The sequence below is a fragment of the Paraburkholderia sediminicola genome (assembly GCF_046030555.1).
In the GTDB taxonomy this organism is placed as follows: Bacteria; Pseudomonadota; Gammaproteobacteria; order Burkholderiales; family Burkholderiaceae; genus Paraburkholderia; species Paraburkholderia sediminicola_E.
On the sequence record NZ_JAQQCH010000021.1, the window covers coordinates 89,222 to 112,783 of the forward strand.

At 62.6% G+C, this 23,562-nt stretch carries 19 protein-coding genes; 14 read left to right on the forward strand and 5 right to left on the reverse strand.

All coding sequences use genetic code 11. From position 1 onward, the window contains the following. Positions 1-2 precede the first annotated feature (2 nt). The 4 genes from PQQ52_RS26225 to PQQ52_RS26240 form a co-directional block, all read right to left on the reverse strand. Positions 3-521, reverse strand: coding sequence for a (2Fe-2S)-binding protein (locus PQQ52_RS26225; RefSeq protein ID WP_408217783.1), 519 nt, complete (start codon positions 519-521; stop codon positions 3-5). Continuing rightward, complete coding sequence (locus PQQ52_RS26230; protein WP_408217786.1) at positions 518-3,250, reverse strand: xanthine dehydrogenase family protein molybdopterin-binding subunit; 2,733 nt, start codon at positions 3,248-3,250, stop codon at positions 518-520. Before PQQ52_RS26230 ends, PQQ52_RS26225 begins: the two co-directional genes overlap by 4 nt. A 524-nt stretch (positions 3,251-3,774) precedes the next feature. After that, positions 3,775-5,988, reverse strand: a complete 2,214-nt coding sequence (locus PQQ52_RS26235; protein ID WP_408217789.1) for a xanthine dehydrogenase family protein molybdopterin-binding subunit — start codon at positions 5,986-5,988, stop codon at positions 3,775-3,777. Between the two features lie 2 nt (positions 5,989-5,990). Beyond that, entirely contained in the window at positions 5,991-6,452 is a 462-nt protein-coding gene (locus tag PQQ52_RS26240; RefSeq protein ID WP_408217792.1) for a (2Fe-2S)-binding protein, read from the reverse strand. A gap of 360 nt (positions 6,453-6,812) precedes the next feature. On the opposite strand from PQQ52_RS26240, the gene PQQ52_RS26245 reads away from it, so the two are divergent. Further along, on the forward strand, positions 6,813-8,150 hold the full coding sequence (locus PQQ52_RS26245) for an NAD(P)/FAD-dependent oxidoreductase (RefSeq protein WP_408217795.1): 1,338 nt from the start codon (positions 6,813-6,815) through the stop codon (positions 8,148-8,150). A gap of 44 nt (positions 8,151-8,194) precedes the next feature. Here PQQ52_RS26245 and PQQ52_RS26250 read toward each other — a convergent pair whose 3' ends face one another. Next, entirely contained in the window at positions 8,195-8,338 is a 144-nt protein-coding gene (locus PQQ52_RS26250; protein ID WP_408217797.1) for a hypothetical protein, read from the reverse strand. Between the two features lie 484 nt (positions 8,339-8,822). On the opposite strand from PQQ52_RS26250, the gene PQQ52_RS26255 reads away from it, so the two are divergent. The 13 genes from PQQ52_RS26255 (at position 8,823) to PQQ52_RS26315 (ending at position 23,530) form a co-directional block, all read left to right on the forward strand. Beyond that, positions 8,823-10,025: a pyridoxal phosphate-dependent aminotransferase gene (locus PQQ52_RS26255; protein WP_408217800.1), complete on the forward strand. Its 1,203-nt coding sequence runs from the start codon at positions 8,823-8,825 to the stop codon at positions 10,023-10,025. Positions 10,026-10,125: 100 nt separating this feature from the next. Beyond that, positions 10,126-11,310: an acetylornithine deacetylase gene (gene argE / locus PQQ52_RS26260; RefSeq protein ID WP_408217803.1), complete on the forward strand. Its 1,185-nt coding sequence runs from the start codon at positions 10,126-10,128 to the stop codon at positions 11,308-11,310. A 93-nt stretch (positions 11,311-11,403) separates the two neighbouring features. Further along, entirely contained in the window at positions 11,404-12,792 is a 1,389-nt protein-coding gene (locus PQQ52_RS26265) for an MFS transporter (protein WP_408217806.1), read from the forward strand. 111 nt (positions 12,793-12,903) lie between these two features. Further along, entirely contained in the window at positions 12,904-13,992 is a 1,089-nt protein-coding gene (locus PQQ52_RS26270) for a porin (protein ID WP_408217809.1), read from the forward strand. Positions 13,993-14,044: 52 nt separating this feature from the next. Next, the gene (locus PQQ52_RS26275) at positions 14,045-15,187 is read left to right on the forward strand and encodes an aminotransferase class V-fold PLP-dependent enzyme (protein ID WP_408217812.1); all 1,143 of its coding nucleotides are present in this window, start codon (positions 14,045-14,047) and stop codon (positions 15,185-15,187) included. Positions 15,188-15,247: 60 nt separating this feature from the next. Beyond that, a complete protein-coding gene (locus PQQ52_RS26280; RefSeq protein WP_408217815.1) occupies positions 15,248-16,666 on the forward strand; it encodes an amino acid permease in 1,419 nt (472 codons plus the stop codon). A 13-nt stretch (positions 16,667-16,679) separates the two neighbouring features. Then, positions 16,680-17,432, forward strand: coding sequence for an ethyl tert-butyl ether degradation protein EthD (locus PQQ52_RS26285; protein ID WP_408217818.1), 753 nt, complete (start codon positions 16,680-16,682; stop codon positions 17,430-17,432). After that, entirely contained in the window at positions 17,429-18,526 is a 1,098-nt protein-coding gene (locus PQQ52_RS26290; protein WP_408217821.1) for an LLM class flavin-dependent oxidoreductase, read from the forward strand. Before PQQ52_RS26285 ends, PQQ52_RS26290 begins: the two co-directional genes overlap by 4 nt. A gap of 11 nt (positions 18,527-18,537) precedes the next feature. Continuing rightward, positions 18,538-19,092 carry a flavin reductase family protein gene (locus PQQ52_RS26295; protein ID WP_408217824.1) on the forward strand — a complete coding sequence of 185 codons (555 nt, stop codon included), beginning with the start codon at positions 18,538-18,540 and terminating at the stop codon, positions 19,090-19,092. A gap of 61 nt (positions 19,093-19,153) precedes the next feature. Next, positions 19,154-19,855: a GntR family transcriptional regulator gene (locus PQQ52_RS26300; RefSeq protein ID WP_408217826.1), complete on the forward strand. Its 702-nt coding sequence runs from the start codon at positions 19,154-19,156 to the stop codon at positions 19,853-19,855. A 68-nt stretch (positions 19,856-19,923) separates the two neighbouring features. Beyond that, positions 19,924-20,670, forward strand: a complete 747-nt coding sequence (locus tag PQQ52_RS26305) for an HpcH/HpaI aldolase family protein (protein ID WP_408217829.1) — start codon at positions 19,924-19,926, stop codon at positions 20,668-20,670. An 86-nt stretch (positions 20,671-20,756) separates the two neighbouring features. Then, positions 20,757-22,100, forward strand: a complete 1,344-nt coding sequence (locus PQQ52_RS26310; protein ID WP_408217832.1) for an MFS transporter — start codon at positions 20,757-20,759, stop codon at positions 22,098-22,100. Between the two features lie 5 nt (positions 22,101-22,105). Next, the gene (locus PQQ52_RS26315; protein WP_408217835.1) at positions 22,106-23,530 is read left to right on the forward strand and encodes an FAD-binding oxidoreductase; all 1,425 of its coding nucleotides are present in this window, start codon (positions 22,106-22,108) and stop codon (positions 23,528-23,530) included. Positions 23,531-23,562: the final 32 nt, after the last annotated feature.

The following is a 23,562-nucleotide window of genomic DNA, read 5'->3' on the forward strand; positions in this document are numbered from 1 at the left end:
TGTCATGCTCCGTTGCGTGTATAAGGCGCCGCGATCTTGCGGATCGCTTCGATGTATTTGACGTAGCCCGTGCAGCGGCAGATGTTGCCGCCAACCCAGCTCTCGATCGTTTCGTCGAGTTGCCTGACGTCGACGGGATTCGACTGCAAGTGATCGAGCATCGCGGTGGCCGCCATCAGAAAACCCGGCGCACAGTAACCGCACTGGAATGCGAATGATTCGAGGAAGCTCTGCTGAAGCGGTGAAAGCTTCCCGTCCTGCATGAGTCCTTCAACGGTATAGACGTGCATGCCCTGCATGGCGCTCACCGGCGTCGAGCAGGCGAGCGTTTTTTCCATCGGCGCGTCCGGCAGATTTCGCGTGCCGACGGTACACGCACGGCACACGCCGATTCCACAGCACAGCTTGGTGCCGGTGAGATCGCGCCGCTCATGCAGAAAGTCGATCAGGTTCATGTCGCCGTCGGCAGGTTGTGCTTCGACAGCCTGCCCGTTGATGACCATGCGAATAGCGCCGCTCATTGCAGAACTCCTCGAATCTGTTCCGGTGTCACCGGCGTTTCCCCGAAGCGATGGCCCGTTGCCATTGCAAGCGCGTTGAGCAGGGCCGGCGCGATGGGACACATCACGGCCTCGGCTATGCCGCGGGCGTTGCCGGGATCGCCGTTGGGCGGCGGCAGGGCGATCAGGGTCTGCATGGGAATGTCGGTCAACCGCGAGACCTGATAGCGGTCCAGATTCCACCGGCCGCCCCCCGGACCCTCATTGCCGAGCGGACAGGTTTCGGTCAGCACGTTGCCGATACCCATAGCAACCGCGCCCTGCGACTGTCCTTCTACCAGCTCCGGACACAACTGCCGCCCGACGCTTACCGACGACACGACATGCTCGACCTTGACGCGGCCGTTCGCCGGATCGACCGCCAGCGCGATGAGCGCAGCCGACGGCGCGTAGGTCGTGCGCTGGAATTTCGCGCCGTCGATTACGGGCAGATGCAGGTCTCGTTGCAATAGCGTCAGACTGTCGGGATTCGTGCCTACCGCGACGCAGTCGTATTCGATATCGGCCGAACCGGACTTGAAGGGATAGGTGCCCGTCCAGAAGGAACCGGCATAACTGGCATGCACGGCCGCGACGGTGGGCAGATTCATGCTGCGCATGCGCTCGACCAAATCGCTCCAGAGAAGCGGCTTGCTGATGCCGCGTGCGGTTAGCGCGCCATCCACCCATTTGACGTCGGCCGGTTTCACGTTCGCGTGCCAGAGCGTCCATGCTGCCGGCAGCACGCTCTCCAACAGCAATGCCTGCGCCGCGCCCTTCACCGCGTGGTATTGATGAAACGCGCCGAGGCAGGCGCTCGACGATCCCGACGTGTAGCGCACGTCGGTTTGCTTCTGCGGATTTGACGTGCCGTTCAGGCCCAATGCCTGAAAAGGCTCGAAGACACTCATTGCGATCGTCTGTGCGTTCTGCCCCAGGTACTCGGATGGGGCGAGGCCGAGCGTCGTGGCCGCGCCGTTGCCCATATCGGTGTAAGTCGTGAGCACGCGAAGACTGCTGTCCGGCAGGATTTGCACCATGCCGTACATGCCATCGCCCGACGTGCCGAACGCTTCGTTCGCCATCGCAAGCCCGATGCCGTACTTCAAACCTTGTGCCTCACGTTGCGCGCGCGTGTTATCCCGCTCCTGCCACAACGGGTGTGCTTCGAGACGATCGAGCACATTGCCCAATTGCAGGTCGAACAGGATCGGCGCGCCGGTAATGGCACGACCTCTGCCAGGCGAAGGGGCATTGCCAAGCAGATTGGCTCTGCGGATCGCGAAGGGCGACATGCCGAGTTCTACGGCCGCCTCATCCATCAGCGTTTCGATCGCCATGAAAGCCTGCGGGCCGCCAAAGCCTCGCTGTGAACCGCCGAATACTTCGGGCGTGTAGAGCGACTCGGCCGTGGCATTCGCACGTGTGATCTCGTAGCAACTCATCGCGCTGAGCGCCGCCAGTTGCGCGACGTAGGGCGAGAGGTTTTTCTTGCCGCCACCGTTCATCGTGAAATCGCATTTGAGCGCCTGGATCTTGCCCTGACGGTCGAACCACAGCGATTCGGTGAACTGTGTCTCGCAGCGCTTGAGGCCGACCTGGAACTGCTCGTAGCGCGATTGCTGCCAGCGCAGCGCGCCTTTCGCGAACGGCGCGGCGAGCGCAAGATAAAGCGGAAAGTACGAGCGATCGCGGCCTCCGAAGCCACCGCCTGGATAGCACGCGACGATGTGCACGCCGTTGATGGTCACCTTGCTGTTCAAAAACAGGGACGCCGCGCTGCCTGCGTCCTCGCTGGCGGATTGCGTGCCCAGCACAAGACGCAGTTCGCCCGAGGCGGCGTCGTACCACGCGAGTCCGGCTTCAGGCTCCATGAACATCGGATCGATAGCGGGCGTCAGGAAGTCCCGACTGTTCGATGCGCCTGCCTTGAACCATGTGCCTTGTTCCGCGTTGCGCTGGATGGTGGCGTCGATATTCACGCTGGCTTTTCCGAGCGCCTCCAGATATTCGGGCGTGGGTTTGCCGTTGCTGCCGGTCTGGAAGTCTTTGACGTAGTTGAAGTTCGTGTCGTCGTCGCGCACGTAGGTCGTTGTGGGCGTGAAAGCGACGGGCTTGGGGCGGTCGCCCACGTCCACCATCGCACCATAGCGGATCGTGCCGTCGTTGAACTCGAGCAGTTTGCGCGCGCGACGGTACACGTCGAAATTCGCAAAGATCAGCATCGCGGCGGGCTGGCCAAAACAGTCTGCGGGATAGCCCTTGCGGGCAAGCCAGTAGATGTCCTGACTCGCGATCGGGTCGGACTCCGGCGCGAGCGCGATCTGGCGCGAGAGCAAGGCGTCGTTGTCGACAATGGCGACGGGCTGCAACCCGGGCGGCAGCATGCTCAGGTCGTAGCCTTCGTACACCCGGTCGACACGATTGCAGCGCAACGCGTACAGCCAGTTTTCCTGCCGCGGCCAGCCGACGAAATCGCTTGCCTTGAAATCCCGCGCGTAGATTTTCTGGCCCGTTACCTTGGGGATGCCGTCTATTCGCCAGCGCGCCTTGCCTGGCTCAGGCGCCCACGGGGGCCCATTGTCCGGCTCGGTCTGCATCGACGAATTGAGGATCGCCGCAGGCAGATTGCTGATTGAAATTGCGACTACCGCGCCGCTTCCCACGACTTTCAGGAAAGTGCGGCGTGTAACAGGTATATCGAATGCCATTGGGGACTCCCCGGATTAATTGTATTCCGTTCTTTATGCAAAATGATTGCGCATTCGCCGTATAGGCGAGCTATGCCTGTGTAAACAGATTGTCAACCTGTTTCAGGGGTTGGTGGCTCGTAATTGATTGGCGAATTTATCCGCCGATATGACTTGAGTCGTATCGGTACGCAGTCGGGCTATCAGCCCGCGCTTACGTCTGGGCTTTCAGGGGCGGTCATTTCACCGGCAGCAGGCTGCTTCAGGCAACCCCGGACTGGATGTCTCTTTCTCTTATCATGGTCTGCTCCCGCGTCATCGTTATTAGATATTTGGATTGATTTTTGATAATGCTATGCGCTGGAAACCGTTACTGCAAGACGGTTATTTAATCTATCCACATTGGATAATTTCGCATCTTGTCGGCGCATGATTTTCGCTCAAGGGGGCTGAGAACAGATTTACGCAAGCTGACGATGTCGCCAAAAAAAACGCCGCACCCGGCGGGGTACGGCGCATGCCGAAAGGTCCTTGAGAAACAACCGTCAGGCGCTCTTTTCCGCAGCGGCAGGAAACGGCAAGCTATGAACCCGTTTGCCCGTGGCCGCGAAAATCGCGTTCGCAACCGCCGGCCCAACCGGCGCGACGCCCGGCTCGCCGACGCCGGTCGGCGCTTCGCCGGACTGCACGATATGCACCTCGACTTTCGGCATCTCGGCGAACCGCAACACCTGGTAGCCGTCGAAGTTGCTCTGCTCGACCTTGCCGTCCTTTAGCGTGATTGCGCTGTGCAATGCAGCGCCAAGGCCGAAACCGATGCCGCCTTCCATTTGGGCCGCGATGACGTCGGGATTGATCGGCGTGCCGCAATCCACCGCACAGACGACGCGTTCCACTTTCACGTTGCCGTCCTTGTCGACGGAGACTTCCGCGACCTGGGCCACGAACGTCTTGAATGCCTCGGCGACCGCGATCCCGCGTCCGCGACCTTTCGGCAGCGGTTTAGCCGGATCCCAGCCCGCTTTCTCCGCGGCCAGTTCGAGCACGGCGCGCATGCGCGGTTCATGAGTGAGCAGGTCGCGGCGGAAGACGAACGGGTCCTTGCCTGCGGCGTGCGCGGCCTCGTCGATGAACGCCTCGACTGCGAACGCTGTGTGTGAACTGCCGACCACTCGCCACCACAACACCGGCACGCCGGTCTGCGTGGTCGTTAATTCGACCGAGATGTTCGGAATCGCGTAGGCCACATTAGCGGCGCCCTCGACCGACGTCGAGTCGATCCCGTTCTTGACCATGACGCTCGCGAACGGCGTGCCGGCGAGAATCGACTGCCCGACGATCCGATGCCGCCAGCCGACGAGCTTGCCGTCGGCAGTCAGTCCGGCATCGAGTTTGTGGAAGTACATCGGGCGGTAGAGGCCGCCGTGGATATCATCCTCGCGGGTCCACTGCAGCTTGACCGGCGTGCCGTTCGCGCCCAGCGCCTTCGCGATCGACACGGCCTCGACGATATAGTCCGACTGGGTGTTCGCGCGTCTGCCGAAGCTTCCACCCGCGTACAGCGTGTGAATTTTCACCTGCTGCGGATCGAGCCCCGCCGTGTGGGCGGCGTTAGCCTGGTCGACGGTCTGGAACTGGTCGCCTGCCCAGATTTCGCAACTGTCGGCGGTGAGTTTGACAACCGCGTCGAGCGGTTCCATCGGCGCGTGGGCGAGATACGGAAACGCGTAGGTAGCGGAGATTTTCTTCGCCGCGCCCGCGAGCGCCTGCGTCGCATCACCGTCTTTCCGGGCGGATGCACCGGGCTGTTCGGCGAGCTGCCGGTACTCAGCCATGATTGCGTCCGAGCTGCGTTTTTCGGCCTTCGAGTCGTCCCATTCGACCTTCAGCGCGTCGCGACCCTGTTTCGCCGCCCAGAAGCCCTTCGCGACCACCGCGACGCCGCCCGGCACTTGCACGACCGAGACGACGCCCGGCACGGCTTTCGAGGCCGACGCATCGAACGATTCGACCGTCGCGCCAAAGAGCGGCGGACGCTGCAGTAGCGCGACCAGCATGCCGGGAAAGGTCACGTCGAGCGTGAACTGCGCGGTGCCGTTGGTTTTCGGCGGCACGTCGACGCGCGGCAACTGTGGTTGGCCGATCAAACGAAAATCCTTCGGCGACTTGAGCGCGACCTTGTCCGGCACCGGCAAGCGGGCTGCGGCCGACGCGAGCGAGCCGTAGGTTGCGGTCCGGTTCGTGGCCGCGTGATGAACGATGCCGTCACGCGTCGTCAGATCGGACGTGGGCACCTGCCACTGCGCAGCGGCAGCGGAGACCAGCATCGCGCGTGCTTTCGCGCCGGCTTCGCGCAACTGCATCCACGAGTTGGCCATCGCCGAACTGCCACCCGTGCCCTGGATCGTGCCGAAGGCGAGATTCGCGTAGCGCTTCGCGTCGGCCGGTGCGCTTTCGACACGCACGTCCTGCCAGTTCGCATCCAGCTCTTCGGCGACGATTGTCGCGATGCCGGTGTAAGCGCCCTGGCCCATCTCGACATGCTTGGCAATGACGGTAACGCTGTTGTCGGGCGCGACGCGCAGGAATGCATTGGGTGCGAAGGTCGCCTCGGACAGCGTGGCAGCGAGCGCGCGGCGCCCCGTGCCCGCCCACTCGAAGCCGACGGTGAGGCCGACCGCCGCGACGGCGCCGGCTGCTTTCAGGAAGGTCCGGCGCGACGAGCGTACCGAATCTGTGAGATCGAGATCGGTTGTCATGGTCAGGCCGTCAGGGTGGCAGCGGCTTCGTGGATGGCCGCGCGAATGCGGGTGTAGGTCGCACAGCGGCACAGATTGCCGTTCATCGCGGCGTCGATGTCGGCGTCGGTGGGCTTGGCATTGTGTTCAAGCAAGGCCGTCGCGGACATGATCTGTCCGGACTGACAGTACCCGCACTGCGGGACCTGCAACTTGACCCACGCGGCTTGAACGGCTTTGGCGGGCCGGCTTTCGATGCCTTCGATGGTCGTGATGCGCTTGCCCGAAATGGCGGCGAGCGGCAGCACGCAGGAACGGGTGGCTTCGCCTTCGAGATGAACCGTGCAGGCGCCGCATTGCGCCATGCCGCAACCGAACTTCGTGCCGTGCAGGCCGGCGTTCTCGCGGATCGCCCAAAGGAGCGGGGTAGTGGGATCGGCATCGAGCGTAACGTTCTTGCCGTTGAGGACAAACGATGTAGACATGGAACCTCTCCGTGGGGAAAGCCCGAACTTGGCGCCGGGTGTACGCGGCAGTGTGACTGAACGTCTGCCGTTGCGCTTACACAATCCTGCAAATATATTGAACAATGCTGCAAATCCAGCGTGCTGTCCGTGGCTGCCGGGCAACAGTTGGGTATGCTCGACTCCGTCAACGGATTTCTATGCGCATGAAACAGAATTCCTCCTGGTTCGATCCCACGGCGTCGCGCGAAACGGCACGCCGCGAACTCGCCGCGCTAATCAGCAGCGCAAGGCGCGGGCTTCGGCCCGTTCGACTGTCCCGGCAAGGGCCGGTATCGCCGACCAACATAACTAGTCTTCACAGTCAGGACACCAGCCACAATGGGACCCAAAGTAGAAACGGTCGCTGACGACATCACCTTGCCCGCGCAAGTCGATGTCGTCGTCATCGGCGGCGGCATTATTGGCGTGAGCACAGCCCTTTATCTGAGCGAGAAGGGATTGCAGGTCGCGCTATGTGAGAAAGGCCATATTGCGGGCGAGCAGTCGAGTCGCAATTGGGGTTGGGTGCGCGTCACGCATCGCGACATGCGCGAGTTCGCACTGAGCATCGAAAGCCTGAAGCTGTGGCGGAAAATGGATGCGACGCTCGGCATCGACACGGGCTTCAATCAATGCGGCATCCTCTACATGACCGACGAAGACGCCGTGATGGACAGTCATCACGTATGGCTCGACAAGGCGCGCCACGTAGCGGGCGACGCGTTTGACACGCGCGTGATCGACGGAAGTGCCGTTGCCGAGCTCTTGCCCGGCGCGACGAAAGTGTTCAAAGGTGGACTCTACACACCCGGCGACGGCCGCGCCGAACCGCAAAAAGCCGCACCTGCGATCGCGAATGCGTTGCGCAAACTTGGTGTCAAGATTCTGGCGCCATGCGCCGCCCGTGGCATCGAAACAAGCGCAGGGCGCGTCAGTGCGGTCGTCACCGAGCACGGCACGATTCGTTGCAACAGCGTCGTCGTCGCGGGCGGCGCGTGGTCGCGGTTGTTCTGCGGCAACCTGGATGTGGATGTGCCGCAACTGCTGGTAAAAGCCTCGGTGCTTCGCACCGAGCCGCTTGACGGCGGCCCGACCTGTAGCGCGAGCGACGAGAAATTCGCGTTTCGCAAGCGCGCTGACGGCGGCTATACGATCGCTTTTGGCTTCCGCACCTATAGCGATCTCACGCCCGATTCATTTCGCCTGTTCTTCAAATATGTCGAAGCGCTAAAGAGCCAGCTGGGCTCGTTGCGCATCGGCATCGGCGCGCGCTTCTTCGATGAATTGCGCCGTCCACGTCATTGGGCGCTCGACCGTCCCACAACGTTCGAAGCAGTCCGCACGCTCGATCCCGAACCGATCACCCGATACACCGATGCCGGCTTGCGCGAGTTCATCAAGGTTTTCCCGCATCTGGCGCACGCGCGAATCGCGCAGCGCTGGGCGGGCTACATGGATGTGACGCCGGACGCGATTCCAGTGATCTCCGGTGTCGATACGGTCCCGGGCCTCTTTATCGGCACCGGCTTTTCGGGGCATGGATTCGGCATCGGCCCGGCGGCCGGAAAGCTGATGGCGGATCTGGTGACGAACGACACGCCGCTTGTCGACCCGTATGCGTTCCGCCTCAACCGGTTCAGCGACGGAACGAAGATTGTGATCGACGCGGGCTTCTAAGGTGATCTTTCATCAGCGTTTCCAGCAGACCGCCCTCGACACGCTCACGCCAGATCGCGTCCGCCGGTTTCTTCTAGCATCATCACGGCCCCGAGCGAAATGACGACGCACGCGATCATGTACCGTGCCGGCGCCATCGGCTTGCCGATGCCCGCCTGATTTTCATGCCGGCGCGTTTCGGCATTCAACAGTACGTCGACTCGATCATTCGCGCGGAGCGGCTCAGCCTGACGCCGGCTTACCGGTGCGATATGTTCGCTGCGGCGCAGGCGATGCAGAGAGGGTGGGCATCAGCGGCTGCAGGGAAAGGCTGATGAAGAGCTTGGGGATTCGCAGATGCGGCGCGCAGCCGGACCGTGTACGCCGCGATTCATGCGCGCAAACCGCTCCCTCATTCGTCTTCCCTGATTTTGGCGCCCTATGGCGCGACCTTTACCACAGCCGCGCCTGCATCGGCGCGCGCCGCCATCTCCCCCGCAAGTCATGCCCCATCTATGCCCCAGCGGCCTTCCGGCCCGCTGACGGCCGCCTATCCGTGCAGACCCCTAGCCGGGAAAAGCTTGACACCTAAATTATGTAGAAATAATCTGAATTCAGAATGTTGAATTTAGTTCGAAGCCCCGGCCGGTGATCGCATGAACAATCACCCGGTCAAACTGGAAAGGACTAGCCGTGCCAGACGCATTGCAGGCCGCGCGCATCGTGAAGCCGACGATCTCAGCGCTTGAGGATTCACCCATCATCGACGTGTGGCGGCTCGGGATCGGCCGCCCGGACGTGATCGGCTTGTGGGCCGGGGAGAGCGACTTGCCGACCCCGGCGTTCATTTGCGAGGCCGCCAGCGCGGCGCTTGCGCAAGGCAAGACGTTCTATTCGCAAAACCGCGGCATTCCCCCGCTGCGCCAGGCCATTCGCGACTATTACGCGCGTCTGTGCGGCGTCGAGATCGACGACGCCCGGATTTCCGCGACATCGTCAGGCATGAATGCAGTGATGCTGGTCGCGCAGGCGATTGTCGGCGCGGGCGATAACGTCGTTTGCATCACGCCCTCGTGGCCGAACATCTTGCGCGCGATTTCGATCCTCGGCGGCGAGGTGCGCGAAGTGCCGCTCGGCCACGACGAAAGCGGTTGGTCGCTCGATCTGGAGCAGGTGTTTGCGGCCTGCGACGGCCATACCCGCGCCATCTATTTCGCTTCACCCGGCAATCCGACCGGCTGGATGATGGAGCGCGACGAGCAGCAGCGCCTGCTCGACTTTGCGCGTCAGCGCGGCATTGCGCTGATCGCCGACGAGGTCTATCAGCGCATCGTCTACGACCGTGCCTACGCGCCTTCGATGATCGAAATCGCGCAACCCGACGACCCCGTCTTTATCGTCAACAGCTTTTCAAAAGCCTGGGCGATGACGGGCTGGCGCATGGGTTGGATGATCTTCCCCGAAAGCATGACGGCGGACTTCGAAAAACTGATCCAGTTCAATACGAGCGGCGGTCAGGCCTTCTCGCAGGAAGCCGCCGCACTCGCGCTGACCGAGGGCGAGCCGTTCGTGAAGTTGTTCGTCGAGCGGTGCAGGCGCGGACGCCAGATCGTGCTCGACCGTTTCGCCCGGATGCCCGGCGTGCGGGTGGTGCCAAATCTCGCGTCGTTCTATCTGATGTTCGAGATCGCTGGCGTAACGGACACGCTCGAATTCTGCAAGCGTGCGGTGCTGGAGGCCGGCGTCGGTCTCGCACCCGGCATGGCTTTTGGCGCTGAATCGGCGCAGCACATCCGGCTTTGCTATGCGCGCAGCGATGCCAGCCTGAGCGAAGCCATGGACCGTCTCGCACCGTTCATCGCACGCGTGGCCCAACCCGTCATACAGACCGGTTAGCGGTTCTCGCCGCTGTTCCTTCTGACTCACATCGATCGCAGGCGCCATGCGCCCGCGAGGGTGCAACACGCATGCAGTTTGACCGTAGCGGGGATTTCAGATGACAGACACTGCCAACGCCCGACCATCGCAAGCGACGCTCGATTGCCTGAGCCAGCTGATCGGTTTCGACACCACGAGCCGCAATTCCAATCTCGCGCTGATCGAATGGGCCGCCGACCGCCTCGAATCGGCCGGCGCGACGCTGCGCTATGACTACAACGCCGGGCGCTCGAAAGCGAACCTGTTCGCCACCTTCGGCCATGGCGCAGGCGGTGTGGTGCTGTCTGGTCACACGGATGTCGTGCCGGTGGACGGTCAGGCGTGGACCAGTGACCCGTTCACGGCACAGATTCGCGATGGCCGCGTGTATGGCCGCGGCGCGTGCGACATGAAGGCGTTTATCGGTGTCGTGCTGGCGCAGGCCCAACGCTTTGGCGCAGCCACGCTGCGCGAGCCGCTGCACATCGCGCTGAGCTACGACGAAGAAGTGGGCTGCCTCGGCGTGCCGGGCCTGATCGCGGCGATGAAAGACGCGGGGCTGACGCCGTCGGGCTGCATTGTCGGCGAACCGACGGACATGCGCGTGATTGCTGCCCATAAGGGCGGTCGCATTTACCGTTGCCATGTGCGCGGTTGTGCGGCGCATTCGTCGCTGACACCGAAGGGATTGAACGCGATCGAATACGCGTCGCGGATCATTGCGCGCATCCAGGATCTCGCGGAAGAAGAAGAGGTGCATGGCGAGCGCGTCGAGGGCTTCGACGTGCCGTTCTCGACGATCTCGACCAACACGATCGAAGGCGGTAACGGCCGCAACATCATTCCGGCCGACTGCGAGTTTTACTTTGAGTACCGCTTCCTACCAGGCGTCTCGCCGGACCGTTTCATCGACGCGCTCAAACAGTATGTCGACGCTGCCGTGTTGCCCAAAATGCGCGCCCGCAACGGCCTCGCCGACGTTTCGTTCGAATGTGTCGGCAATATCCCCGCGCTCGACGCGAGCGATGCGGACGAGATTCACCGTCTTGCCATGGCACTCGTCGGCGACGCGAACGGTCGCGGCGGCAAGGTGGCCTATGGCACCGAGGCATCGTTCTTCCAGAACGCGGGGGTGCCGGGAATCGTGTGCGGACCGGGGTCGATCGATCAGGCACACAAGGCCGACGAATACGTGTCACTCGATCAGCTTTACCAGTGCGAGCGCTTCATCGGCCGCCTGATCGAGCGGGTGAGTGTGGCCTGACAGCTGTCGCTACACCTGGGTTTTCGCCTTAACGCCGTCACTCCTTTAGTCGTTCCCTTCGTCGTTCCATTTCGAGCCACACGACCCGCATTCATGCCAACCGCCCATTCTTCACCGCCGATGCCCGACACGATTGAAACCTCGCGTGACGCCGATCTGTTTCGCAAGGTGACGTGGCGGTTGATGCCGATTCTCTTCATCAGTTACATCGTCGCGTACATCGACCGCGTCAACATAGGTTTCGCGAAGCTGCAGATGCTTGACGATCTGCATTTCAGCGCGGCGGTCTACGGCTTCGGATCGGGCGTGTTCTTCGTCGGCTTCCTGCTGTTCGAGGTGCCGAGCAATCTGATCCTGTATCGCGTCGGCGCCCGCGCATGGATTGCACGAATCATGGTCACGTGGGGCGTGATTTCGATGTTGACGCTGTTCGTGAAGACACCGGCGGCGTTCTACACGATGCGATTTCTGCTCGGCGCGGCCGAGGCGGGGTTTCTGCCCGGGGTGGTCTATTACCTGACCCAGTGGTATCCGAAACGCCGGCACGGCCGCGTGATCTCGCTGTTGATCACGGCAGCGGCGGCCGGCGGTGTGGTCGTCGGTCCGCTGTCGGGCTGGATGATGGATGTGTTCACCGATGTCGGCTCGCTGCGCAACTGGCAATGGCTGTTCCTGCTGCAAGGGATTCCCGCGCTGATCGTCGGCGCCGCGGTGTTTATCGGACTCGCGGATTCGCCACGCAAGGCGAAATGGCTGAACGAAACCGAACGGGAGCGCCTGCTTGCGATCGTCGAAGCGGATCGCAGCGGTACGCATCAGCGGGCACGCATTCGGGATGCGTTCGGCGAAAGCAAGGTCTGGCTGCTCGGTGCCGTGCTCATCGCATTGAATCTGGGCATCTATGCGGTGGTGTTCTGGACGCCGACGATCATCAAGGCCGCTGGCTTTGTGCACTACCGGACCATCGGCCTGATTTCCGCGATTCCCTATCTCGCCTCCGGCGTGGCGATGCTGTTGCTTGGACGCAGTTCCGATCGTTTCGGCGAACGGCGCTGGCATATCGCCGGCGCCTGCATCGCCGGCGCAGTGGGACTCGTTTTTAGCGTGATATTCGCCGGCCGGCCGTTTTTCTCGATCGCGGGCATCGTGCTCGCCACCGCGGCCTTCATTGGTGCGACACCGCTGGTGTGGGCGCTCGCCTCGAACTTCATGAGAGACCGTGCCGCGGCCGCGGGTTTCGCGCTGATGAATGCGCTCGCGGCACTCGGTGGTCTGTTTGGCCCCTATCTGATGGGTGTTGCGCAGGACCTCACCGGCAACACGGCAGTGTCGATGCTCGGCGTGGCGGCGTGTGCGGTGGCCGGCAGCCTCATCGTGCTGCTGCTGCCTACGCCGATGCGCCTCGCCGACGAGCACGCGGCACGTTTGCACCCGGACGCGGGCGGTGCGGTTCAGGTCACGGATCACAGCAGGACGCAGTAAGACGTTTCGTTTTGAAAAAGCAGCCGGTTCACCCGCCGACGCGCGTTGGTGTTGCGCGTCTCCTTCAATTCGCCTGACGCATTCGTCTCACCCCTAACCTGATCGCGATCGATGAAACCGACGCCTAAAAATATTGCTGCCTCCACGCTCTTCGCCGGCTGCTGTGCCGGCATGTCGATGGCCGCACACGCGCAAAGCACTGTCACGCTGTACGGCATTCTCGATGCCGGTATTACATGGGCCAGCAACGAGGGCGGCCACTCCGTGCCATTTCTCGACACCGGCGTCATGCAGGGGAATCGTCTTGGCTTCAAGGGTGCTGAAGATCTGGGAGGCGGCATGAAGGCCATCTTCGACCTCGAAAACGGTTATCAGTTACAGAACGGCAAACTGGGGCAGGGGGGTGCGCTATTCGGCCGCCAGGCGTGGGTTGGCTTGTCCGGCGACCGCTGGGGTGTGCTGACCGCCGGGCATCAGTACGACTTCATGTGCGACACGCTGGAGACCTACTACACACCGACATGGTCGGCGGGTGGCTACGCGAACAATCCGCTCGACAACGACCGGATGAGCGGGCAGCGCGTCGACAACTCGGTCAAGTACATGTCGCCCGATCTCGCCGGCTTCAAGTTAGGGGCGATGTACGGCTTCTCCAACCTTGCCGGCAATATCAATGGCAATGGACGCACCTACAGCTTCACGGGTGTCTACGCACGCGGCAACTTTAGCGCGGGCGCGGCCTATACGGAGATCAGCGGAACCACGCTCGATATTTCGCCGCTGGTGGGTTCGGCGACGCCGGTCACCGTCGGCGGCAGCAAGCTGAGGACCTGGGGGGCGGGCGCGGACTATCAGTTCTCGCAGGTGACAGTCTATGGCGTGTATTCGCAGGCGCAGTACGAGTCGGCGAACGGGCTGCCCTCCGCGATGTTCCGCAATTACCAGGGCGGTTTCAACTACACGCATAACGTCGCGCAGATCTACGGCATCGGCTATGGGCTCACCACCCTGGGTGCGAACAAGTACCACCAGTTGAATCTGACCTTCGACTATTTGCTGTCGAAGCGCACCGACGTGTACGTGCAGTCGATCATCATGCACGCGACCGGCGAATCCGCAACCGCCGCGATCATCAGCATCCCTGCATCGTCGAACGGCAATCAGGTGTTGCTGCGCCTCGGCATGCGCCACAAGTTCTGAACGCTGCTGCCGCGCTCGGACCTCCACTGCGACATATCACACACACGTCATCATGCAATTGAACGCCAATCAATCGCCGGGTAGTCACGACGGCTGGCTCATGTACCACTCGGTCGGCCTGTTTCCCGGTCAGGAAGCGGCGGTGCGCGAAGCACTGGCGCAGTTCGCCTCGAGCTGGTGCGCACCCGGTCTCAAGCGTTGGGACGAAGGGCTCGCCGCACGGCAACGCGTGCTCGACGACTGGGCACGTCTTGTCAACGCGGATACGCAAAACGTATTCGCTGCTGAAAACGTCACCGAGGCATTCGGGAAGTTTGTCGCGGCGCTCGGCCGGCAACTGACGGGCCGCAAGGTGCTGATCGCCGCCGATTGCTTTCCGAGCCTGCATTTCCTCCTGTCGGGCCTTGCCGGCACGTTTGGGTTCACGCTCGAAACCGTGCCGCTTGCAAGCGGCGCGTCGTGGGTCACGGACGACGCGTTCATTGATGCATGGCGCGACGATGTCGCGCTCGCCATCATCACGTGGGTCACGTCGACCGCGTCAAAGCGCGCGGATCTCGAGCGGCTCGTGGCGCACGGCCGCAAGCACGGCAGCCTGATCGCGGTCGATATCACGCAAGGCGCGGGCATTCTCGATTTCGACGTGACCAGTCCGGCGGTCGATTTCGTTGCGACAACCACGCTGAAATGGTTGTGCGGGGCGCCCGGCACGGGCCTCGGTTATGTGTGTCCCGCGTTGCTCGACAGCGGTCTCGCACCGCAAATGACCGGCTGGTTCAGTCAGCCGGATCCGTTCAATTGGGATATCACGCGCTTTTCGCTGGCGGCGGAAGCCCGCCGGTTCGATACCGGCACACCGTCGTTCCTGCCGTTCGTGGCGTCGGCGCCGGGCCTTGCGTGGCGGTTGTCCGGCGCGGCCGATGGACTGCGCGAGCGCAACCTGCGGCTGTGCCGCGCCGTGATCGACGTGCTCGACGCCAAGGGTTACGCGCTGCATTCGCCACGCGCCGACGCGGCACGCGGCGGCAGCGTGATGGCGACGCTGCCCGCGCATATCGACCCGCAGGCACTGGAAACCCGTCTTGTCGAGAGCGGTGTCGTGGTCGATACGCGAGGCCGCGTGATGCGCTTTTCGCCGGGTGTGCTGACGCACGATTCGATCGCGAGCCGGCTCGCCACGCTGTTACCTGACTGATTCGCACGTTCCTGTCGACGCGCTTTGCTCGCGTTTTGCACTGCTAATGGGAGTCTTCAGATGGAAGTCACACCCGCAACAAACCGGGAAGCCGGCCTCGAAAAAGCGCTGAGCGAGCGGCAGATCACGATGATCGGCATTGGCGGCGCGATCGGCACCGGGCTCTTCATGGGCAGCGGTATTGCCATCGGCTATGCCGGCCCCGCGGTGCTGATCAGCTATGCCATTGCCGCGCTGGTAGCGGTCATCATGGTGTTCAGTCTCGCCGAAATGGCTGTTGCCCATCCGTCGGCGGGATCGTTCGGCACCTATGCCGAGATGTATCTGAACCCGTGGGCCGGGTTCGTCGTGCGTTACACGTACTGGGTCATCGAAGTCGTCGCGGTGGGCGGCGAGGCGATCGCAGTCGGTATCTACATGGGTTTCTGGTTCCCCGGCATACCGGTGTGGTGGTGGTCGCTCGCCTTCGGCGCGGTGCTGGTGTACGTGAACTGCCGCTCGGTGAACAACTTCGGCTCGTTCGAGTACTGGTTCGCGCTGATCAAGGTCGTCGCGATTGTCGCGTTCATCGTGTTCGGCCTTGCGGCGATCTTCGGTTTTGGCGGACTGGGGATGTTCGGTGCCGGCGCGCATGCTGAGCCGGTGGGGATGCATAACCTGACCGGACTGCCGGGCGGTTTCATGCCGCATGGTTTCAGCGGCGTCTGGATGGGCGTGCTGATGGCTATCTTCTCGTTCTACGGCGTTGAAGTGGTCGCGGTGACCTCGGGCGAGGCGCGCGATCCGCAAAAGGCAATCCCGCACGCATTGCGTTCGATGGTGCTGCGTCTCACGCTGTTTTATCTCCTCGCGCTCGGCATCATGATTACCTATCTGCCGTGGACAGAAGCGGGCGCGAAGATCGTGCAGCAAAGCCCGTTCGTCAGGCTGTTCGAACACGCGGGTGTGCGTCATGCCGCTGGACTGATGAACTTTGTCGTCGTCACCGCGGCGCTGTCCAGCATGAACACGAACCTGTATCTGTCGTCGCGGATGATGTTCTCGCTGGCCCGAGGCGGTTTCGCACCCCGCTGGCTGGGCAAGCTGACGGCAAGAGGCACGCCGCTCGCCGCCACGCTGGTTTCCGGGCTCGGCGTACTGGTGGCCGCGCTCATCTCGTTCCTGAGCCCGCTGGCGTACAACTATCTGTTCGGCATTGCGTTGTTCGGCGGGATCATGGTGTGGATCGTCATCCTCGTGACGCACTTGCAGTTCCGGCGCGCGTGGCGTGGACGCAAGCTGCCGGTGCGCATGCCGTTCTTTCCGTATGCGCAGATTCTCGGTATTGGTTTGCTGGCCGCCATTCTGATCACGATGGGACTCGATACGAGTTTCTGGAACATTTCGTGGATCGTCGGCGTGCCATGGCTGCTGCTGGTGTCGCTTGTGTACTTCCTGTTCCGTAAGCGGCTTAGCGGGCTTGCCGCCGCATCGACCTGAGGCGAATGCCGTCATGCAGATCAGCTATTTCCTGTTGTGGCATGCGAGCGGTGCGCGGCATCCGGCGTTCGACGTCGAGGCCGCAGCGCGGTGCCTGCGCGCCTGGTCGCGCGACGTGCCGCAGTTGACGCGCTATATATTGCATATACGCGGCGCGGCCAACGATCCGCGTGGTGACGACGTCGGTGGTCCCACACTCGTATTGCAATGCTATTTCGACGACACCGTGGCGCTCGATCTCGCGCTTGCAAGCAACGGGGCATTCGAGCGGCTGTTGCAACACGATGTGTTCCGCGACCTGCAGGAAGCCGCGGCGTGCGACGTGTCACAGCAGGCAATGCTCGTGCGTTGTTATACGCCGCCTGCCCGTGAGGTAGAGCATGAGACACACCGGTGCACCTATCTGGTCGCATACGAACGAGGAACCGCTTCCTCTGCTGGCTATGACGCGTGGCTCGCGGATTATCTGACGCATCACGTGCCGCTGTTGCAATCGTTTCCCGGTCTGCTCGAGCTGGAGGTGTACACGCCGATCCACTGGCCGAGCGCTTTGCCTTATCCACGCGCACGAGCAGCGCAGCGCAACAAGGTCGTATTCGACGACAGCGCGGCATTGACCCACGCGTTGCATTCGCCGGTGCGACAGGCGTTGCGGGAGCATTCGCTACATACACCGTCGCTGGGTGGCGACAGTACCCACTATCCGATGACAAGCCGGTCGTGGCAGTTGGCGCTACAGCCGGCCAGAAGCAGGGAGACAACGTGAGCCTGATTACCAATCCGATGCGCGGACCTAACCCCTTCAAGGTCGGGGTCTTCTCGGCTAATGCCGACGGCGGCTTAAGTTTCACGACCGTTCCCGAACGCTGGCGCGCCGGTTGGGACGACGTGCAGCGCGCGGCGCAGATCGCTGACCAGGGCGGTCTCGACTTCTTCCTGCCAATCGCACGCTGGCGGGGTTTCGGCGGCGCGACCGACGTGCGCCAGTGGTCGTTCGAAACGTTTACGTTTGCGGCCGCGCTTGCCGCGGTGACACAACGGATCGCGCTGTTCATGACCGTGCACGTGCCGCTCGTGCATCCGCTGTATGCGGCCAAGGCACTGGCGACTGTCGATCACATCAGTCACGGGCGCGCCGGGCTGAACATCGTATGCGGCTGGAACCCCGACGAATTCGCGATGTTCGGCATGCAACTGAATCCCGAAGGCTACGCACAGGCCGCCGAATGGACGGAGATCCTGCAGCGGCTCTATACGTCGGCGGAGCCGTTCGATTTCGATGGCCGCTTCTATCAATTGAAGGAAGCCATTTCACGGCCGGTGGCGGTGCAGACGCCGCGTCCGGTGACGATGAATGCGGCGTTCGGGCCGCCGGGACGCGATTTTGCCGCACGGCATTGCGATTGCCTGTTCACGACGTTCTCCGAACTCGACGCGGGGCGTCAGCACATCGACGACATCCGTCAGCGCGCGCATGCGGTACAACGCGACGTGCTGGTCTACACGGTAGGACACGTCGTGTGCCGCGAAACCGAGGCGGAAGCGCGCGCCTATTACGACCATTATTCGCGCGATCATGCGGACGAAGCCGCGCTCGATTACCACATGCGCCAGAAGAAAGGCTTTAGCCAGAGCCACGATGACGCAGCGTACCTGCTATACCGGCAGCGCTTCGCCGCGGGCACGGGTACGTTCCCGCTGGTCGGCACGCCGCAACAGATTGTCGATACGCTGGTGCAGATGCATCAGGCCGGCTTTGCCGGTGCGGCGCTGTCGTTTGTGAACTATGTCGACGAACTGCCGTTCTTCTGCGAACGGGTTGTGCCGTTGATGCGTGAAGCCAGCCTGCGCGTCGATTGAGGATCCGAAAGATGAACCCGACCTCCGAAGCGCTTCTTGCCGCGAACCTGCCGCTCGCTGAATCGTTCCGAGCCGGAATGCGCCGCCTCGCTGCCGGTGTGTGCGTGGTGGCCGCACGCAATGCGGACGGCATACCGCTTGGCGTCACGGCTACCGCGCTGTGTTCGCTGACGATCGAACCGCCCGCGTTACTGGTATGCGTGAACCTGAGTTCACCGCTCGCGCAGTGGCTCACCGAAGGTGCCGGCTTCTCGGTGAATCTGCTTGGTCACGAGCAGGAAAAACTGGCGCGTGTATTCGGCGGGATGGCCGGTGTGCCACGCGAAGCGCGCTTCGATCATGGCGAATGGTGTGAAAGTGCGGACGGCGCGCCTCATCTCGCGGATGCGCTGGCGAATTTCCAGTGCAGCGTGGCGAAAACCACGGACTATGGAACGCATCGCGTGGTGATCGGCGCAGTCAATTCGGTTGCGCTTGGCGAACCCGCGGCGGCACTCGTCTATCGCGACGGATCATTTCATCCTCTCCCCGCCGTGCAAGCTGAAGGTAGCGCATCTACTGCTTGACTAACGCGCCCCTTCACCATAATCTGAATTCAGAATTCGTAAATTAGAAAAAGGAATCATTGTGGCCCAGTCCGATGACAAGGTTGTCAAACTTCCGCGGCGAACCGCACTCAAGCCGACCACGCTTAGCGAAAGCATCTATCAGGAAGTGCGTGGGCGTCTGCAACGTGGCGAGATCGGTACTGAAGAGCGTGTGCTCGACTACGAAATCGCCGCGGAATTCGACTGCACCCGCATGCCGGTTCGCCAGGCGTTGTTGCGGCTCGCGAACGAAGGCTATCTGGTCGGAACAACGCGCGGCTTTGTCGTGCCGACCATCACGGGCGACGACATTCACGAGATTTTCGAAGTGCGCCGGCTGCTCGAACCAGCCGCGGCGGCAAGCGCGGCGGCGATGCTCACGGACAAACAGGAAGCCGATCTCAAGAAGGCGTATCAGAAGGCACGCCGTGCGTACGACAAGCAGGATGTCGACCAGATGATCTCGGCCAACGTCGAATTTCGTGCCACGTGGCTCGAGGCAGTGCAGAACGCGCGCCTGCGTTCGACCATCCTGCGCTTCGTCGATCACGCGCAGCAGGTCCGCCTCGGCACGCTCAACAACCGTTCAACGCAGAAGATCGTGATCGACGGCATGCGGGCGTTGCTCGAAGCGTTTGTCGAACGCGACCCGAAGCTGATCAAGGTGGCGATGCTCGAATTCATGCTGAATGCCGAGCAACAGTATTTCGCATTGCTCAACGGTGACAAAGCGGACGAATGACCGCAGGCAGCGCCCCAAAGCTAAAGGCGCCGCTGGCGCCGAACTTCAGAACCAAAGCAGGAGACAGTGTGCGCGACACCCCGATTCTTTCGATGCTGCATGACAAACAACCGATCGACCTCATCTGGCTTGCGCTAGGCAGTCCAGCAATAGCGGAAATCGCTGCGCATTCGCGGCCAGGTGCAATCGTGATCGACATGCAGCACGGCTTGTGGGACCGTGCATCGCTTGAAGCGGCGGTGGGGATCGTGCGCAGTAGCACGCGCGTCATCGTGCGCTGCGCCGACGACTCGCCGACTTCGATCGCACAGGCGCTCGATTCCGGCGCGCATTCGGTCCTGATTCCCTTGATTGAAAGCGGGCGCGCCGCGGCGGATGCCGCGTCGGCGAGCCGCTATCCGCCGGAAGGCACCCGCTCCGCGGGCGGTGTGCGTCCACTGCTGCGTGGCGTCGAGACACTGCTCGAAGCCAATCGTGAAGTGGCGGTCGGCGTGATGATCGAAACTGTCGCGGGCGTCGAACAGGCAAGTGCGATCTCGCGGGCGAGGGGCGTGGACTACATATTCATCGGCACGGGAGACCTCGCCATGTCGCGCGGCGCGACGCTGCCGGCCGAGATTGAACGCGATTGTGAACTGGTCCGGCGGGCTGCGCTCGAAAGCGGCCTGCCTTGCGGCATTTTCACGTCCAGCGCCGCGGATGCCGCCATGCGGCTTGAGGCCGGCTACGCGCTGGCCGTGGTAGCGAACGATATCGAGTTGGTCAGACGCGGTGTGGCCGATGCGCGCGCCGCTCTGAAAACCCGCACCGCGTAACGAAGCAGACAGCGGTTGAGATGTGCGGTGACGCGTCATGCGTGCGCTGCGGCCTGAACACGTCCATTCTTTCGTCTGGAGTCACGATGACTGCACGTAGCACCGCTCTCGCGTCCGCGCCGACGCTTGAGCACGGAGTCGAGCGGGCGCTGTTCGCGAGGATCGCGTGGCGCCTGATGCCATTTCTGTTCGCCTGCTATCTGATCGCGCAGATCGACCGGATGAACGTGAGCTTTGCCAAGCTCGAAATGCTTCAGAACCTCGGCTTTTCGGAAACGGTGTACGGGCTGGGTGCGGGCATCTTCTTCGCGGGCTATGTGCTGTTCGAGGTGCCGAGCAACATGATGCTCAAACGTTTCGGCGCACATCGATGGATCGGGCGCATCATGATTTCGTGGGGACTGCTGTCGGCCGCCACACTGTTCGTTACCACGCCCACGCAGTTCTACATCATGCGCTTCCTGCTCGGAGTGGCGGAAGCAGGCTTCTTTCCGGGCATCATTTTCTATCTGACGCAGTGGTTCACCACGCGGTATCGCACGCGTATGACTGCGATCTTCATGACGGCGATCGCGGTGGCGGGGCTCCTTGTCGGTCCCGCGTCGGGATTGATTCTGCACAGTCTGCCGGGATGGCTCGGGCTGCATGGCTGGCAGTGGCTGTTTCTGATCGAGGGCGTGCCCGCAGTCGCACTCGGCGTTGCTTCGCTGTTCTATCTCGACGCCACGCCACAGCGAGCGAAATGGCTGAGCGCCGAGGAGAAGCTCGCCCTCAGCGAAGCGCTTGCCGCTGAGCAAACCGGTGCGGCGGATGCGCGACTCGCCGACGTGTTCCGTTCGCCGCGCGTCTGGCTGCTCAGTGCGATCTACGGCTGCTACGGCATGTCGTTCTTCGGTTTTGTATTCTGGCTGCCCACCATCGTCAAATCGGCGGGCGTTGATAACCCGTTGCAAATCGGTCTGTTGACTGCCATACCGTGGTCTATCGCCGTACTCGCGATGATGCGGATCGCCAGTTACGTAGATCGCCATCACAACACGCGCCCTGTGCTGATCGTACTCGCTGTGTTGGCCGCGTGCGCGTGGGCGGTGAGTCCGCTCGTGCTGCACAACGTCGTATTGTCGATGCTCGTGCTGACGCTGGCGATGTTCGGTTTGATGGCGTCGTTGCCGGTGTTCTGGAATCTGCCCACCACTTTGTTTCGCGGCTCGGCGGCCGCGGCGGCGATCGCGATGATCACCTCGCTCGGCAATCTGCCGGGATTCTTTTCGCCCTATATCGTTGGCTGGATCAAGCAGACCACGGGGTCGATGAACTTTGCGATGGTGTTGTTCGCCGCCGCCACCCTGCTTGGCGCGGTCCTGCTGGCCGTGCTGCGCGACGACACGCGCGAGCCGGTTCGACTCCAACCTCCCACCGGACACGCCTGACGATCATGACCCAGCCCACCCATGAAGACGCGGCATCGCCAGCCGACGTCATTAGCGAATTGATCGCGCAGCTTGGCGCCGATGTCGTGACGCTGCCGGACACATTCGGCAGCCGCAGTTTCGCTGACTGGAGCGGTGTGCCGAGCGCGTTGCCGCGTGCGCTGATCCGTCCTCGCGGTACCGCCGAAGTAGCGCGCGCGATGGAGATATGTCATCGGCACAGGCAGCCCGTCGTCACGCAGGGCGGCCTGACCGGGCTGGCGGGCGGCGCCTGTCTGTGCGGCGGGGAAGTGGCGCTGAGTCTCGAACGCATGAACGCGATCGAGTCGCTCGATACCGTGTCGGGCACGATGACGGTTCAGACCGGCACGGCACTGCAAACCGTCCAGGAGGCTGCGCTGGCGGCCGGATGGTTCTTCCCGCTGGATCTCGGCGCGCGAGGCAGTTGCACGATCGGCGGCAATCTGGCGACGAACGCGGGTGGCAACCGCGTGATCCGCTACGGCATGATGCGCGACCAGGTGCTCGCCGTCGAAGCCGTGTGTGCCGACGGCGCCGTGATCGGCGAGTTGCAGCCGATGATCAAGAACAACAGCGGTTACGACACCAAAAATCTGCTGATCGGCAGCGAAGGGACCCTTGCCGTGATGACCCGGGCAGTGCTGCGCTTGCGGCCCCGCCCGCGTTCGGTGGCAACGGCGTGGTGTGGGCTCGCCGACTACGCGGCCGTGACGCGGTTGCTGACGGTGGCCCAGGCGGAACTGCCGGCCGGCGTATCGGCCTTCGAAGTGATGTGGCCAGGCTACTACGATTTCGTGCTCGAGAGGTTGCCCGCGTTGCGCGCGCCATTGGTGCAGCGTCACGCGTTCTACGTGCTGCTCGAAAGCACGGGAGGCGACGCGACACGGCACGCTGAGGACTTCGAGAACGTGCTCGCGCATCTGCTCGAAGACGGCACCGTGACCGATGCCGCGATTGCGTCGAACGAGCGCGACGCGCTGGCGTTCTGGGCGATCCGCGACGCACCGGGCGAGTACCCCAAGCTGATTCCCGGCATGGTGGCGTTCGATATCAGTTTTTCGATCGCACAGATCGGCGAGGTCGCGCAGCGTTGCGAGGCGGCGCTGAAAACACGCTGGCCGGACTGCGTCGCGCTGGTCTACGGTCACCTCGGCGACGGCAATCTGCACGTGGTCGTGCATCGTCCGGATATATCGAAGGAAACGGCGCGGGAAATCGAAACGCTCGTCTACGACCTCACACGCGAATACAACGGTTCGGTATCCGCCGAGCACGGGATCGGACTAAAAAAGCGTGACGTACTCGGCCATACGCGCAAGCCCGAGCATGTCGGCGCGATGCGCGCCATCAAGGCCGCGCTCGACCCCTACAACATTCTGAACCCGCACAAATTGCTCGATACGGACTGAGCCGTACCGAACGACCCAACATGAACGGGGCG

Coding starts and splice junctions, on each gene's coding strand:
- PQQ52_RS26225 (WP_408217783.1), bottom strand. CDS start 521: ATGAGCGGCGCTATTCGCATGGTCATCAACGGGCAGGCTGTCGAAGCA.
- PQQ52_RS26230 (WP_408217786.1), bottom strand. CDS start 3,250: ATGGCATTCGATATACCTGTTACACGCCGCACTTTCCTGAAAGTCGTG.
- PQQ52_RS26235 (WP_408217789.1), bottom strand. CDS start 5,988: ATGACAACCGATCTCGATCTCACAGATTCGGTACGCTCGTCGCGCCGG.
- PQQ52_RS26240 (WP_408217792.1), bottom strand. CDS start 6,452: ATGTCTACATCGTTTGTCCTCAACGGCAAGAACGTTACGCTCGATGCC.
- PQQ52_RS26245 (WP_408217795.1), top strand. CDS start 6,813: ATGGGACCCAAAGTAGAAACGGTCGCTGACGACATCACCTTGCCCGCG.
- argE (WP_408217803.1), top strand. CDS start 10,126: ATGACAGACACTGCCAACGCCCGACCATCGCAAGCGACGCTCGATTGC.
- PQQ52_RS26265 (WP_408217806.1), top strand. CDS start 11,404: ATGCCAACCGCCCATTCTTCACCGCCGATGCCCGACACGATTGAAACC.
- PQQ52_RS26270 (WP_408217809.1), top strand. CDS start 12,904: ATGAAACCGACGCCTAAAAATATTGCTGCCTCCACGCTCTTCGCCGGC.
- PQQ52_RS26275 (WP_408217812.1), top strand. CDS start 14,045: ATGCAATTGAACGCCAATCAATCGCCGGGTAGTCACGACGGCTGGCTC.
- PQQ52_RS26280 (WP_408217815.1), top strand. CDS start 15,248: ATGGAAGTCACACCCGCAACAAACCGGGAAGCCGGCCTCGAAAAAGCG.
- PQQ52_RS26285 (WP_408217818.1), top strand. CDS start 16,680: ATGCAGATCAGCTATTTCCTGTTGTGGCATGCGAGCGGTGCGCGGCAT.
- PQQ52_RS26295 (WP_408217824.1), top strand. CDS start 18,538: ATGAACCCGACCTCCGAAGCGCTTCTTGCCGCGAACCTGCCGCTCGCT.
- PQQ52_RS26310 (WP_408217832.1), top strand. CDS start 20,757: ATGACTGCACGTAGCACCGCTCTCGCGTCCGCGCCGACGCTTGAGCAC.
- PQQ52_RS26315 (WP_408217835.1), top strand. CDS start 22,106: ATGACCCAGCCCACCCATGAAGACGCGGCATCGCCAGCCGACGTCATT.